This is a genomic window from Streptomyces sp. NPDC006739 (assembly GCF_042869815.1).
Lineage (GTDB): Bacteria > Actinomycetota > Actinomycetes > Streptomycetales > Streptomycetaceae > Streptomyces.
Map to the genome: position 1 here is coordinate 42,595 of NZ_JBIAGM010000029.1, position 16,284 is coordinate 58,878.

3 protein-coding genes are annotated in these 16,284 nt (G+C 72.1%); all 3 read right to left on the reverse strand.

The genetic code is table 11. The annotated features are described in order from the left end of the window. Positions 1–11: 11 nt before the first annotated feature. Genes ACFYMM_RS37020 through ACFYMM_RS37030 form a run of 3 tightly spaced genes read right to left on the reverse strand, consistent with a single transcriptional unit; the run spans position 12 to position 16,281 of the window. Positions 12–1,322: a lysine N(6)-hydroxylase/L-ornithine N(5)-oxygenase family protein gene (locus ACFYMM_RS37020; protein ID WP_388395244.1), complete on the reverse strand. Its 1,311-nt coding sequence runs from the start codon at positions 1,320–1,322 to the stop codon at positions 12–14. A gap of 2 nt (positions 1,323–1,324) precedes the next feature. Next, positions 1,325–6,289, reverse strand: coding sequence for an amino acid adenylation domain-containing protein (locus ACFYMM_RS37025; RefSeq protein WP_388395246.1), 4,965 nt, complete (start codon positions 6,287–6,289; stop codon positions 1,325–1,327). After that, positions 6,286–16,281 carry an amino acid adenylation domain-containing protein gene (locus ACFYMM_RS37030; RefSeq protein ID WP_388395249.1) on the reverse strand — a complete coding sequence of 3,332 codons (9,996 nt, stop codon included), beginning with the start codon at positions 16,279–16,281 and terminating at the stop codon, positions 6,286–6,288. Before ACFYMM_RS37030 ends, ACFYMM_RS37025 begins: the two co-directional genes overlap by 4 nt. Positions 16,282–16,284: the final 3 nt, after the last annotated feature.

Below are 16,284 nucleotides of genomic sequence, written 5' to 3' on the forward strand. Positions count from 1 at the left end.
ACCAACCCCAATCATCCATTCGATGGTTCGTTGAACCGGCTTCGGGATATCGACCGCACGATCTCTCCGCTGCGGGTCGCCATGTTCGACAGCAGGGAGGACGACAGCCCGTGCGTGTGCTCGGTGCCGCCCTGCAGGTAGATCCCGGCACTCAGGTCCTCGGTCGTGACCAGCCGGTAGTCACGCTCGACGCGGTGGCGGCCCTGGTCGTCGCGGGCGCAGTACCCGTCGAGGTCGCCGAGCACCCCCTCGACGGCCATCGCCTCGTACCCGGTGGCACACACGACGACGTCGACGTCCAGGTCGTAGGACTGGTCGTCCGCCAGCGAGTGGATCGTGATCCGGGTGTCCTCACCGCTGCGCTTGACGTCGGTGACCCGCGACAGCTCGGCGAACCGGAGCCGCTCGGTGCCCCGCACCTCGTCGTCGTACTGACGCTGGTAGAGGCTGCGGATCACCTCGTCGTCGACGACCGAGTAGTTGGTGTTCTTGTGGTACTGCCAGACCTTGTCCTTCGCGAACTCCTCGGCGAAGTAGTAGTCGTCGACCGCGTTCGGGTCGAACACGCGGTTCGCGAACGGCGTGTTGTCGGCGATGCTGTAGCCGTACGACGGGATCACGGCGGTGACCGTGGCGTTCGGGGCGTAGTCGTAGCAGTGGCGGGCGATCTCCGCGGCGCTCTGCCCGGCCCCGACCACCACCACGCTGCCCAGTTCCGCGCTGTCGCGGCGCCGGAACTTCTCCAGGAACTCCGAGCTGTGCCACACGTGCTCGTCCCGGACGAAGTCCTGCGGCATCTTCGGCGCCAGACCGGTCGCCAGGACGACGTTGCGTGCCTCCACGGACGTCGTCCCGGTGGCCTGGCAGGACACCTCGATCCGGAACCGGTCGATCGGGCCGGCCGGGTCCGAGCCGCGCAGCGGTGTGATCGCGGTGACCGTGCTGCCGTAGGACACCTGGTCGGCGAAGTTCGCCGCCACCCACTCCAGGTACTGGTGGAACTCCGCGCGCGTCGGGAAGAAGTCGGAGTTGTTGACGAACTGCGGCAGCCGGTCGACCGCGTGCAGGAACGACACGAAGCTGTACCGCGAGGTGGGATTGCGGAAGGTCACCAGGTCCTTCAGGAAGGAGACCTGCATCTTCGCCGTCGGCAGCAGCATGTTGCGGTGCCAGCCGAACGCCGGCTGACGCTCGAAGAACCGCGCGGTCAGCGGGGCGGCCTCGGCGGCGCCCAGCTCCTCCAGCGCGATGGCCAGGGACAGGTTCGAGGGCCCGAAACCTATGCCCACCACGTCGTAGACGGATGGTTCGGGAGCAGCCATGCCTACACCTCCTTCAGGTACTTCGCCAGCTTGCGGTTGATGACCTCGAAGACTTCGGCGGCCGGCTCCGGCATATACATGTCGTAGTGGGTGGCGCGGATGTCGTGGACCTCGATGGCACCGCGGACGTACGGCCGCCACAGGTGCGACCACGACCCCTCGGGCTTCAGCTCCGCGTTGAAATACAGCACGTCGCCGCCGAAGACCGGCGACTCGTACTGCGACATGAGGGTCATGTTGTTGGCCAGCACCCGCGCCATGGAGTCGAGGAACTGCTCCTGGTTGCCGGTGTTCATGTACTGGCTGAAGAACTCCTCCAGCTCCACCCGGTAGTCCGACCGGCTCCGGCCGGCCAGGATCTTGAACTCGTTCGCCGGCTCGGAGTCGAGGATCGCCAGGAAGGCGACCTCGCGCCCGCGCTGTTCGAGGCCCGCCGCGACGGCGTGCCCGAGGGTGCCGCCGTAGGACCAGCCGATCAGGTAGAAGGGCCCCTCCGGCTGCGTCTTGAGCATCTCGTCGATGTAGTCGTCGACCATCTCCTCCATGGACCCCGGCAGCTCTCCCGAGCCGCCGCATCCCCGCGCCTGCAGGGCGTAGACCGCCCAGTCCTCCAGGAACGGCAGGAAGCTGAAGTACGCCCAACTCAGCCCGCCCCCCGTGTGGAAGAACCAGAGCGGCGGCTTGCCCGTCTCGCTGTTCAGCGGCAGCACGACCGCGAACGGGTCGGCGTGCTCCTCGGGGATGCTGTTGGCGAGCATCAGCGCGGCCAGCTGGCCCACGGTGGGGTACTGGATGATCGTCCGGAGCGGCACGTCGATGTCGAAGTGGGCGCGGATGCGGGCGCTGAGCCTGGTGGCCAGCAGCGAGTGGCCGCCGAGCGCGAAGAAGTCGTCGTCGATGCCGACGGCCGGCAGGCCGAGCAGCTCGGCGAAGATGGCGCACAGCGCCTGCTCGTGCGGGTTGCGCGGTTCCCGGCTGCCCGTGGTGCTCGCGTGGTCCGACGGCAGCGCCCGCCGGTTGAGCTTGCCGTTCGGGGTCAGCGGGATCTCGGAGAGCGGAACCACCGCGTTGGGCACCATGTAGTCCGGCAGCCGCCCGCGCAGGTACTCGGTCAGCTCGGCCAGCAGCGGGCCGATCGTCCGCGACAGGCCGGGGTTGTTGACCCGGGTCCGCCCGGCCACGCCGCTGGGCACGAACGCGCCGGTGACGGTCCGCCGCTCGGGCAGCAGCACCGCGTCGAAGGCGTGGACGACCTCGCCCGACAGGGTGAGGACCGCCTCCCGGCCGTGCTCGGCCGCCCACTGGAGCACCTCCTGCGGGTCGACCGGCCTGCCGGCCAGGGACGCCTGGGGAAGCAGGTCCGCGGCGACGGCCGCCGCGGCCTCCTCGGCCAGCCGGGCGTTGGAGATCCCGGTCACCCGCACCGGGCCGCCCGCCCGCTCGACGTGGCGCTGGAGGCCGGCCAGGTCGGACACCTCACGGCCCCATGCGACCGCCGGCACGCCGGCCAGGTCGAGTACGTCGGCCGGCTCCTTGTACAGGACGACCTCGTAGCGGTGCCGGGTCAGCTCGTTGTGCGCGCTCCCGGACTTGAGCCGGATGTCCACCGCACCGCCGGTGTGCTCGCGCGCCCAGTCGGCGAACCACTCGGGGGCGACGACCAGTTCGCGCTCGGCCAGCAGCGCCTTCTCCACCAGGGTGCGCAGTTCGTCGGGCGACGCGCCCGGCTGCGCTGTGCGCTGTACGGCGGTCAGCAGCAGCCGCAGCGTCGTCGCGTTGCGGACGTCGCCGACGACGAGCCGGCCGCCGGGCGCGACGAGTTCCAGGGCCTGGCTCAGCACCCGGTCCAGGTAGTCGACGTCCGGGAAGTACTGGATGACCGAGTTCAGCAGGACGGTGTCGAAGGCGGCCCTGGGCAGCCCGGTGATGTCGTCGGCCGGCTGCGCGCTGAGGCGGACCCGGTCGCCGTACCCGGCCTGCTCGGCCTGGGCTCGGACCCGGTCGACGACCGGGGCGGACAGGTCGGTGCCCCAGAACTCCTCGACCTCGCCGACGATCTTCGCCATCAGCAGACCCGAGCCGACACCGATCTCCAGCACCCTCCGGGGCGAGGACTCCAGCACCTGTGCCACCGCCGCGTCCTGCCACTCCCGCATCTGCTCCAGCGGGATCGGCTGACCGTCGTAGGTCGACTTCCACAGCTCGAAGTCCTCGCCGAGGGCCTCGGACTCGGACTCGATGTAGCTGTCGTCGTAGACCTGGCGCCACTCGTCCACCTGGGCGCCCGCGTCGGCCGCCGCGGCGCGCGGCTCCGGTACCACGTAGCCGACGATGCGCTTGTCCTGCTGGTCCTCGCGCACCACGACCACGGCCTGTGCCACACCGGAGTGGGAGGCCAGCACGTGCTCGATCTCGCCCAGCTCGATGCGGAAACCGCGGACCTTGACCTGGAAGTCGGTCCGGCCGACGTACTCCAGCCCGCCGTCGCGGCCCCAGCGGACCAGGTCGCCGGTGCGGTACATCCGCGCACCGGCCGGACCGAACGGGCAGGCCACGAACCGCTCCGAGGTCAGTCCCGACCGGCCCTGGTAGCCCCGGGCCAGGCCCTCGCCGGCGATGTACAGCTCGCCCTGCACCCCACGCGGCGCCGGGCGCAGCCGCGAGTCGAGGACGTACACCTGGGTGTTGCCGATCGGCGCCCCGATCGGCGGCACGCCCTCGCCCACCTTGACGGGCGCCATGGTCGACCAGATGGTCGTCTCGGTCGGCCCGTACATGTTGGACACCTCGACGGCCTGGTCGGCCAGCGTCTCGGCGAGCCGCGCCGGCAGCGCCTCCCCGCCGACCAGGATCCGCAGACCCCTGGCGGCGTTCGGCTCCTGCATCACCAGCATCTGCCAGAACGCGGGCGTGGCCTGCACCGCGGTGACCTCGTGGCGGCGCAGCACCTCGACCACGGCCGACGGCTCGGCCACGACGTCCTTGCCCGCCAGGATCACGCACGCGCCGGCGATCAGCGGCAGGTACAGCTCCAGCCCCGCGATGTCGAACGAGACCGTCGTCACCGCGAGCAGCCGGTCGGCGGGCGACAGCGGGAACCGCCGGCCCATGGTGGCCAGGAAGTTCGCCAGCGCCCCGCGCGGGACCGCCACTCCCTTCGGCTTCCCGGTCGACCCGGAGGTGTAGATGACGTACGCGGTGTTCTCGGCCTGGACGGCCACGGCCGGCGCCGAGTCCGGGTACGCGGACAGCTCCGCACCGGCCAGCGTCTCGGCGTCGAGGACCAGCACCGGATCCGAGTGCTCGAGGATGTAGTCGATCCGTGAACGCGGGTGGTCCGGGTCGATCGGGACGTAGGCGCCGCCGGCCTTCTGCACCGCCAGCAGCGCGACCACCAGGTCGACGGTCCGGGGCAGGCGCACGGCGACCAGTGACTCCGCGCGCACGCCACGGTCGACGAGCCAGTGCGCCAGCCGGTTCGACCGCGCCTCCAGCTCCGCGTAGGTCAGCGACTCGTCGCCGCACACCACGGCGAGGGCCGCCGGGGTGGTCTCGGCGTGCCGGGCGACCGCCCGCACGACCTCCGCGTCCTTGACCGGCTCGGCGGTGTCGTTCAGATCGCCCAGCAGCCAGTCGCGCTCCCCGGCACCCACCACGTCGACGTCCCCGACGCAGGCGCCCGGGTCGGCGACCAGCTGCTCCAGGACCCGTACGAACCGGGCGGCGATGGCCTCGGCGGTGTCCCGGTCGAACAGCTGGGTCGAGTACTGGATGTCGCCGCGCAGCGCACCGGTGTCGTCGGTGGCGATGCTGAAGAACAGGTCGAACTTCACGGTCTCGGTGATGGCCTGCTCGAACTTCACGTCCAGGCCGGGGAGTTCGAGGTCCCGCTTCTCGTAGTTCTGCCAGGCGAACATCACCTGGAACAGCGGCTGGTAGGCCGTGGAGCGTTCGGGGTTGAGCGCCTCGACCAGCAGCTCGAACGGCACGTCCTGGTGCTCGTAGGCCGCCAGCGCCTTGTTGCGGACCTGCGCGAGCAGGTCGGTGAACGACGGGTCGCCGGCCAGGTCGACCCGCAGCACCAGGGTGTTGACGAAGAAGCCGACCAGGTCGTTGAGCGCCTCGTCGGTCCGGCCGGCGATCGGGCTGCCGATCGTCACGTCGTCCCCGCCGCCGAGTTTGCGCAGCAGCACCGCGAGCGCGGCCTGCAGGACCATCGACATGGTCATCCCGCGCGAGGTGGCCAGCTTTTCCAGCTTGGCCGCCACCCGCGGTTCCACGACGAGGTCGACCGTGTCGCCGTGCGGGTCAGCCTCCGCCGGCCGCGGGCGGTCCAGTGGCAGGCTCAGCGGCTGCGGCACCCCGGCCAGCTCCGAGCGCCAGTACTCGACCTGCCCGGCGGCGAGGCTGCCCGGGTCCGTCGGCTCCCCGAGCACCTCGCGCTGCCACAGCGTGTAGTCCTTGTACTGGACGGGCAGCGGCTCCCAGCGCGGCGCCCGGCCGCCCAGGCGGGCGGTGTAGGCGTCGGCCAGGTCCCGGGCCAGCGGCGCGCCCGAACTGCCGTCCATGGCGATGTGGTGGATGACCAGGGCCAGCACGTGTTCCTGGGGCGAGCAGCGGAAGATGGTCGCCCGCAGCGGTATCTCGGCGGCCAGGTCGAACCCGTGCGAGATGGCCTCGTCGATCGCGCCGGACACCTCGTCGGGCGCCACGTCGATCACCGGCACCTCGGGTGCCGCGTCCGCCGCCTTCAGGATCTTCTGGTACGGCGCGCCCTCGGCGTCCGTCAGGTAGACGGTGCGCAGGATCTCGTGACGCTCGATGACGTCGCCGAGCGCCGCCTGGAGGGCGCCGATGTCCAGGGTTCCGGTCAGCCGGAACGCCGCCGACATGTTGTAGGTCTCGGCGGCCTCCTCCAGCTGCTGCAGGAGCCACATACGACGTTGCGCAAATGACAGCGGGATCATGCTTCTTGCTCCTCTACGATCATCTTGCGCAGACCAGGACGGCGTGGAGCGGCCGATTCCTCCGACCACGCCGCGAGCGCGGCCGGTGTCGGCAAGTCGAAGATCTTTCTGACAGGTATCTCGATGCCCAGCTCCGCGCGGGCTCGGCTGATCAGCCGGGTCGCCAGCAGCGAATGCCCGCCGAAGGCGAAGAAGTCGTCGTCGATGCCGACCCGTTGGAGGCCGAGCACCTCCGCGAACAGCGCGCAGAAGGTCTCCTCGCGCGGGTTGCGCGGGGGCCGGCCGGTCGACACCTGCGCGTAGTCCGGCGGCGGCAGCACCCGCCGGTTCAGCTTGCCGTTCGGGGTCAGCGGGATCTCCGAGAGCGGGACCACCGTGGCCGGCACCATGTACTCGGGCAGCCGCCCGCGCAGGTACTCGGGCAGCGCGGCGAGCAGCGGGCCGATCGTCCGCGACAGGCCGGGGTTGTTGGCCCGGGTCCGCCCGGCCGTGCCACTGGGCACGAACGCGCCGGTGACGGTCCGCCGCTCGGGCAGCAGCACCGCGTCGAAGGCGTGGACGACCTCGCCCGACAGGGTGAGGACCGCCTCGCGGCCCTGGCGGCGTGCCCAGAGCAGCAGTTCCTCCGGGTCGACGGGCCTGCCGGACGGGGCGGCCGAACTCAGCACGCCGGCCGTGGTGGCGGCGGTGACCTCGTCGACCAGCCGGGCGTTGGGTATCCCGGTCACCCGTACCGGGCTGTCGCCGGCGCGGTCGAGGCGGCGGCGCAGGTCGGCGAGGTCCGAGACCTCCCGGCCCCACGGCAGCCCCGGCACGGCGGCCAGGTCGAGTACGTCGGCCGGTTCCTTGTGCAGGACGACCTCGTAGCGGTGCCGGGTCAGCTCGTTGTGCGCGGTCCCGGTCTTCAGCCGGACGTCGACGCCGACGGGCCGGTCCGCCGCCCATTCGGTGAACCACTCGGGGGCGACGACCAGTTCGCGCTCGGCGAGCAGCGCCTTCTCCACCAGGGTGCGCAGTTCGTCGGGCGACGCGCCCGGCTGGGCGATGCGCTGTACGGCGGTCAGCAGCACCCGCAGCGTCGTCGCGTTGCGGACGTCGCCGACGACGAGCCGGCCGCCGGGCGCGACGAGTTCCAGGGCCTGGCTCAGCACCCGGTCCAGGTAGTCGACGCCGGGGAAGTACTGGATGACCGAGTTGATCAGCACGACGTCGAAGGCGGCCCTGGGCAGCCCGGAGATGTCGTCGGCCGGCTGCGCGCTGAGGTGGACCCGGTCGCCGAAGCCGGCCTGCTCGGCCTGGGCGCGGACCCGGTCGACGACCGGCGCGGACAGGTCGGTGCCCCAGAACTCCTCGACCTCGCCGACGATCTTCGCCATCAGCAGACCCGAGCCGACACCGATCTCCAGCACCCTCCGGGGCGAGGACTCCAGCGCCAGCGCCACCGCCGTGTCGCGCCACTCCCGCATCTGCTCCAGCGGGATGGGCACACCGTCGTACGTCGACCTCCACAGCTGGAAGTCCTCACCCCAGGCCTGGTCCTTGGACTCCGTGTAGCTGTCGTCGTAGACCTGCTGCCACTCGTCGACCTGGGCGTCGGCTTCGGCCAGCGCGGCGTCCGGCTCGGGCACCACGTAGCCGACGATGCGCTTGTCGTCCTGCTGGTCCTCGCGCACCACGACCACGGCCTGTGCCACACCGGAGTGCGAGGCCAGCACGTGCTCGATCTCGCCCAGCTCGATGCGGAAACCGCGGACCTTGACCTGGAAGTCGGTCCGGCCGACGTACTCCAGCCGGCCCTCCCTGCTCCAGCGGACCAGGTCGCCGGTGCGGTACATCCGCGCACCGGCCGGACCGAACGGGCAGGCCACGAACCGTCCGGAGGTCAGCTCGGGCCGCCCCTGGTAGCCCCGGGCCAGTCCGTCGCCGGCGATGTACAGCTCGCCCTGCACCCCGCGCGGGACCGGGCGCAGCCGCGAGTCGAGGACGTACACCTGGGTGTTGCCGATCGGCGACCCGATCGCCGGCAGGCCGGCTCCGGGCTCGACAGCCGCGGTCGTGGACCAGATCGTCGTCTCGGTCGGGCCGTACATGTTGAGGACTTCGGCGGCCTGCCCGGCCAGGGCGTCGGCCAGCTGCGCGGGCAGGGCCTCGCCGCCGACCAGGATCCGCAGCCCCTTGGCGCCGTCGGGTTCGTCCATGAGCAGCATCTGCCAGAACGCCGGGGTGGCCTGGACGACGGTCACCTGGTGGCGGCGCAGCACCGCCATGACGGCCGACGGCTGGGCGACGGTGTCCTTGCCGGCGAGGACGACGGCCGCGCCGGAGATCAGCGGCAGGTACAGCTCCAGTCCCGCGATGTCGAACGAGACCGTGGTCACCGCGAGCCACCGGTCGGCGGGCGACAGCGGCACCCTGCGGCCCATCGTGGCCAGGAAGTTCGCCAGCGCCCCGCGCGGCACCGCGACGCCCTTCGGGTTCCCGGTGGATCCCGAGGTGTAGATGACGTACGCGGTGTTCTCCGGCGACACGGCCGGCGTCGGCGCCGACTCCGGGTACCCGGAACGGTCCGCACCGGCCAGCGTCTCGGCGTCCAGCACCAGCACCGGAGCCGCGTCCCGAAGGATGTAGTCGATCCGCGAACGGGGGTGGTCCGGGTCGATCGGGATGTAGGCGGCGCCGGCCTTCTGCACCGCCAGCAGGGCGACCACCAGGTCCACGGACCGGGGCAGGCGGACCGCGACCAGCGATTCCGGCCGCACACCGCGGTCGGCCAGCCAGTGCGCCAGCCGGTTGGCCCGTGTCTCCAGCTCCCGGTAGGTCAGCGACTCGTCCTCGCCGATGACGGCGAGGGCGTCCGGGGTGGCCTCGGCCTGCCGGGTCACCGTCTCCACCAGGCCCGGCTCCAGCGTCGGCTCGACGGTGTCGTTCGCCGTGCCCAGCAGCCACTCCTGCTCGTCCGCGCCGAGCACGTCGAGGTCTCCGACCCGCACACCGGGATCGGCGACCACCTGCTCCAGGATGCGCACGAACCGGCCGACGATGTCGGCGGCCGCGTCCTCGTCCAGCAGGTCCTGCTGGTACTGGAGGGCGAACTGCACCTCCGGTTCGGAGGCGGCGGCCAGCGTGATCGGGTAGTGCGAGCCGGCGAACGGCCGCAGCCCGGTGATGGCGACCCCGGCCTCGGAGTTGGCCTCGACGATGGCTTCCCGGTCGACCGGGAAGGACTCGAACAGCACCAGCGTGTCGAACAGGGTGCTCAGCCCGGTGGCCTGCTGGATCTCCACCAGGCTGTGGTGGTGGTGGTCCAGCAGCGCGACCTGCCGGTTCTGCAGCTCGGCGAGCAGTTCGGCGAACGTGCTCCGCCAGTCGCACCGCACCCGGACGGGAATGGTGTTGATGAACAGGCCGACCATGTCGTCGGCGTCGATGAAGGCGGCCGGACGACCGGCCACGGTGGCGCCGAACACGATGTCGGACCGTCCGGTGAGGTTCGCGAGCATCACGCCCCAGGCGCCCTGCACCAGGGTGTTCACCGTGACGCCGAGTTCCGCGGCCCGCCGCAGCAGCCCGCTCATGTCCCCGATCGCCACGTCGAGGTTCCCGACGCCACCGGAGTCGTGCCGGGTGGTGGCGCGCGGCACGAGCAGGGTGGGTTCCTCCACCCCCTCCAGCTCGGCCGCCCAGGCACGGGCGGACTCCTCGTGGTCGTGCCGGGAGCGCCAGGTCAGGAACTCGCCGAAGTCCCGGGCCGGGGGCATGCCGGACGCGTCGCCGTCGGACGCGTACAGCAGCAGCAGATCCCGCATCAGCAGCGGCGTGGACCAGCCGTCGAACAGGACGTGATGGGCGGTCAGCACCAGCTCGGCGCGGTCCGGCTCCAGCTCGACCAGCGCGAGCCGGATCAGGGGCGGCGTGCCCACGTCGAAGTGGGTGGCCCGGTCCTCGACGAGGAACCGCTCGAACGTCTCGACCCGCTCCGCCTCGTCGAGCGCGGTCAGGTCCAGGTGCTGCCAGGGCAGTTCCACCGCCTCCGGCACCACCGACACCACGTCGCCGTCCGCCGAGTTGACGAACGCCGCGCGCAGGTTGGTGTAGCGACCCAGCAGCGCCTGCCCGGCCCGACGCATCCGCTGCGGGTCGGTCTCGCCGGCGAGGTGGAACACCAACTGCATGTGGTAGACGTCGAACTCCGTGCCGGCCAGCATCGCGTGGAACAGCAGCCCGGACTGCGCCGGGGTCACCGGCCACACCTCGGCCAGCCGCCCGAACCGGGACTGCCAGCCGTCGATCTCGTCCTGGCGCACCGCGACCAGCGGCGCGTCGGACGGGGTGAGCCCGCCGGCGCCGGGGGTCTCGGCGTGCCGGGCCAGGCCGGTCAGCGCCTGGACCCACAGCTCGGCCAGTTCGCCCACCTCGTCGCGGGACAGGACGCCGGCCGGGAAGCGGAAGCCGGCGGCCAGCTCGTCGCCGTCCGGGGTGACGGTGGTCGTCGCGTCGATCTCCAGCCCGGCCCGGACCGGCAGCTGCCGGTCCGGCCCGGCGAGCGGTTCCCGGTGCGCCGCGTCCAGCTCCCATCCCAGGCCGCTCAGGTCCTCGGGGAGGTCCGCGCCGAGGGACTCGCCGTGGTAGGTGAACCCGATCCGAGGTTCCCGGTCGGCGGCGAACTCGGCGGCGGTCTCCGGGTTGAGGTGGCGCAGCAGGCCGTAGCCGATGCCGTTGTCGGGCACCGACCGCAGCTGCTCCTTGACGGCCTTGAGGGCCCGTCCGGCGGCCGCACCGCCGCCGAACGCGTCCGCCAGGTCGATGCCGGCCAGGTCCAGCCGGGCCGGGAAGACCGCGGTGAGGGAGCCGATCGTGCGCGACAGGTCGGCGCCGGGCACCATGTGCTCGTGCCGGTCCCGTCCCTCCAGCCGGACCAGCGCCGGGGACGCCGGCAGGCCGCGCACCTCGCGCCGGCGGGCCAGCGCCAGCGCCAGCCCGGTGAGCAGGGCGTCGTCGGCATCGGCGCGGAACGCCGCGGGCAGCACGTTCAGCAGGGTCCGGGTAACGTCGGCCGGCACCTGGACCCGCACCGTGTCCGCGGGGGCGGCATCGCCCGTCCGCTCCGGCTCCGGTGCGCCGAGTCCGGGCTCGGCGTCGCGCAGGACCCGCTGCCACAGGGGCAGTTCGGCCCTGCGGTCCGGGGCGGCCGCCTCGTCGGCCAGGGCGTGCGCCCACCGGCGGAACGAGGTGCCCACCCGGGCCGGCACTGGGGCCTTGCCGTCCCGCACCTGCTGCCAGGCGCGGACCAGGTCCGGGAGCAGGATCCGCCACGACACGCGGTCCATGACCAGGCGGTGCACGACGATCAATAGCCGGTCGGCGTCCGAGTCCGAGGTGAGCCACACGAACTGCGCCATGACACCCGTGTGCGGGTCCAGGCGGCCCGCGGCGGCGTCGAGTTCGCCGCGCACGGGGTCGTCACCGGCCTCGGCGCGACGGGCCTCGCGCAGCAGCGCCTCGGCGTCCACGCTGTCGGCCGGCTCGATCCACAGGCCGGGCGCCGCCCGGTCGAGCCGGGCCCGCAGCACGTCGTGCTGGTCCAGCACCGCCCGCACCGCCGCGACCAGCTCCGCACGGTCGGTGCCGGCGGGCAGCGTGAGCACCCTGGAGGTGCAGGCCCGGTCGAGGTCGCCGCCGAGCGCGAGAAGGTGCGCCGCCGTCGGGGACAGCGGGGCCCAGCCGGTGCCGCCACCGGGCAGCTCGGCCAGGGCCGAGGTCTCCTCGTCCCGCTCGTCCAGCAGCTCGGCGAGCCGCGCGACCGTGCGGTGCTCGAAGATCTCCCGGACGCTGACCTCTTCACCGCGGGTCTTGGCCCGGGCGACGACCTGGATGGAACGGATGCTGTCGCCGCCCAGGGCGAAGTAGTCGTCGTCGATGCCGACACTCGCCAGGCCGAGCACCTCGGCGAACAGCTCGCAGAACATCTGCTCGCGCTGGTTGCGCGGGGCCCGGCCGGTCGACACCTGCGCGTAGTCCGGCGGGGGCAGCACCCGCCGGTTCAGCTTCCCGTTCGGGGTCAGCGGGATCTCGGACAGCGGCACGATCGCGGTGGGCACCATGTAGTCCGGCAGCCGCCCGCGCAGGTACTCGGGCAGCGCGGCGAGCAGCGGACCGATGGCCTTGGCGAGACCGGGGTTGTTCGCCCGGATCCGGCCGCCCGAACCGCTGGGGACGAACCCGCCGGTGACGATCCGGCGCCCGGCCAGGTGCCGAGGCAGCAGGACCAGTTCGAAGCTGCGGGCGTCCTCACCGGACCAGGTGATGACCGCTTCCCAGCCGTGCTCAAGCGCCAGCCGGCGCAGTTCCTCGGGGTCGGCCGGCCTGGCGGCCGGCGGCGCCGGGTCGAGGACGCCGGTCGTGACGGCCAGGGCTGCCTCCTCGACCAGCCGGGCGTTCGGCATCCCGGTCACCCGGGTGGGGCCCGCCTGGTCCACGTGACGGCCCAGTTCGAGGAGGTCGGACACCTGTCCGCTCCACGGCACGGTGGGCACCGCGGACAGGTCGAGGACGTCGGCCGGTTCCTTGTGCAGGACGACCTCGTAGCGGTGCCGGCTCAGCTCGTTGTGGGCCCGCGCCGCCTTGATCCGGATGTCGACGGCGACGGGACGGTCCGCCGCCCAGTCGGTGAACCACTCGGGGGCGACGACCAGTTCGCGCTCGGCGAGCAGTGCCTTCTCCACCAGGGTGCGCAGTTCGTCGTACGACGCGTGGGGGTGGGCCGCTCGCTGCATCGCGGTGAGCAGCATCCGCACGGTGGCGGCGTTGCGGACGTCGCCGACGATGAGCCGGCCGCCGGGTGCGACGAGTTCCAGGGCCTGGCTCAGCACCCGGTCGAGGTAGTCGGCGCTGGGGAAGTACTGGATGACCGAGTTCAGCAGGACGGTGTCGAAGGCGGCCCTGGGCAGTCCGGTGATGTCGTCGGCCGGCTGGGCGCTGAGGTGGACCCGGTCGCCGTACCCGGCCTGCTCGGCCTGGGCGCGGACCCGGTCGACGACCGGGGCGGACAGGTCGGTGCCCCAGAACTCCTCGACCTCGCCGACGATCTTCGCCATCAGCAGACCCGAGCCGACACCGATCTCCAGCACCCTCCGGGGCGAGGACTCCAGCACCTGTGCCACCGCCGCGTCGCGCCACTCCTGCATCTGTTCGAGCGGGATGGGCTCGCCGTCGTACGAGGACTTCCACAGCTCGAAGTCCTCGCCGAGGGCCTCGTCCTCGGACTCGATGTAGCTGTCGTCGTAGACCTGGCGCCACTCGTCGACCTGGGCGTCGGCGTCGGTGACGGCGGCATCCGGCTCGGGCACCACGTAGCCGACGATGCGCTTGTCGTCCTGTTCGTCCTCGCGCACCACGACGACGGCCTGTGCCACACCGGAGTGGGAGGCCAGTACGTTCTCGATCTCACCCAGTTCGATGCGGAAGCCGCGGACCTTGACCTGGAAGTCGGTGCGGCCGACGTACTCCAGCCGGCCGTCGCGGCCCCAGCGGACCAGGTCGCCGGTGCGGTACATCCGCGCGCCGGCGGGGCCGAACGGGCAGGCCACGAAGCGCTCCGAGGTCAGCCCGGACCGGCCGAAGTAACCCCGGGCCAGTCCGTCGCCGGCGATGTACAGCTCGCCCTGCACCCCGCGCGGGACCGGGCGCAGCCGCGAGTCGAGGACGTACACCTGGGTGTTGCCGATCGGCGCCCCGATCGCGACGCTCTCGCCCACCTTGACGGGCGCCATGGTCGACCAGATGGTCGTCTCGGTCGGGCCGTACATGTTGACCACCGCGTCGGCCCGGCCGGCCAGCGTCTCGGCGAGGCGGGCGGGCAGCGCCTCGCCGCCGACCAGGACGCGCAGGCCGTCGGCGGCGGCCGGCTCGTGCATGAGCAGCATCTGCCAGAACGCGGGCGTGGCCTGCGCGACGGTGACCTGGTGGCGGCGTATCGCGGCCACCACGGCCGACGGATCGGTGACGGTGTCCTTGCCGGCGAGGACGACGGCCGCGCCGGAGATCAGCGGCAGGTACAGCTCCAGTCCCGCGATGTCGAACGAGACCGTGGTCACCGCGAGCCACCGGTCGGCGGGCGACAGCGGCACCCTGCGGCCCATCGTGGCCAGGAAGTTCGCCAGCGCCCCGTGCGGGACCGCGACGCCCTTCGGCCTGCCCGTCGAACCCGAGGTGTAGATGACGTACGCGGTGTTCTCCGGCGACACGGCCGGCGTCGGCGCCGACTCCGGGTACGCGGACAGCTCCGCACCGGCCAGCGTCTCGGCGTCGAGGACCAGCACCGGGGCCGCGTCCTGGAGGATGTAGTCGATCCGGGAGCGCGGGTGGTCGAGATCGATGGGCACGTACGTCCCGCCGGCCTTCTGCACGGCCAGCAGGGCGACCACCAGGTCCACGGACCGGGGCAGGCAGACGGCGACCACGGACTCCAGCCGCACACCGCGGTCGACGAGCCAGTGCGCCAGCCGGTTGGCCCGCGTCTCCAGCTCCCGGTAGGTCAGCGACTCGTCCTCGCCGATGACGGCGAGGACGTCCGGGGTCACCTGAGCGTGCCGGGCCACCGTCTCCACCAGGCCCGGCTCCAGCGTCGGCTCGACGGTGTCGTTCGCCGTGCCCAGCAGCCACTTCCGCTCGTCCGTAGCGAGCACGCCGACATCGGCGAGGCGCACACCGGGATCGGCGACCACCTGCTCCAGGATGCGCACGAACCGGTCGACGATCTCGACGGCCGTGGCGTGGTCGAAGAGTTCCGCCGCGTATTCGAGCCTGCCGTGCGCGCAGCCGGTCGCGTCCGGGACGACGTTGAAGAACAGGTCGAACTTCGCGGTGTCGGTGCCCACCGGGACGGGCGTCACCCGCAGACCCGGCATCCGCAGTTCCGACCAGACGAACTGCCAGGCCAGCATCACCTGGAACAGCGGCTGGTACGAGGTGGAGCGGTCCGGGTTGAGCAGTTCCACCAGCCACTCGAAGGGCACGTCCTGGTTGTCGTACGCGGCCAGCGCCTTGTCCCGCGACTGCTCCACCAGCTCGCCGAACGAGGGGTTGCGCGACAGGTCGGCGCGCAGCACCCAGGTGTTGACGAAGAACCCGATCAGATCGGCCAGGGCCTCGTCGGTGCGTCCTTCGATCGGGCTGCCGATCGTCAGGTCCTCGCCGCCGCCCAGCTTGTTCAGCAGAACCGCCAGCGCGGCCTGGGCCACCATCGGCACCGTGGCGCCGCGGTCCGCGGCGAGCTTGCCGAGCCCGGCGACCAGGTCGGGCCGCAGCATGAACTCGACGTGGCCGCCGCGGTGGTCGGCCAGGGTCGGCCGCGGCCGGTCCAGCGGCAGCTGCACCGGCTGCGGTACGCCGGTCAGTTCCTGCCGCCAGTAGGCGAGCTGGGACGCGGCGACGCTCTCCGGGTCGCCTTCCTCGCCCAGCAGCTGCCGCTGCCACAGCGTGTAGTCCTTGTACTGCACCGGAAGCGGCGTCCACTGCGGCGCGTTCCCGCCGTGGCGGGCCGTGTACGCCGACACCAGGTCCCGGACGAACGGCCCCATCGACGAACCGTCCGCCGCGATGTGGTGGAACACGAACACCAGCGCGTGCTCCTCGGGGGAGACACGGAAGACGGTGGTCCGCAGGGGGAGTTCGGCGTCCAGGTCGAATCCCTGGCTCAGCGCCTCGTGCATCGCGGCGTCCAGCGCGTCCGGGGTCACGTCGACCACCCGGAACGGGATGGCCGCCTCCTCGGGGGGCAGGACGTGCTGCTCCGGCGTGCCGTCCGCGTTCTCGACGACCTGGGTGCGCAGCGTCTCGTGCCGGACGGCGACGTCCATCACCGCCGCGGCCAGGGCCGCCGTGTCGAGCGGCCCGTCCAGGCGCAGGACGAACGGGATGTTGTAGGTCGCGGTCGGGCCCTCCAGACGGTGGAGGAACCACAGCCGGCGCTGGGCGAAGGACAACGGGATCATCGA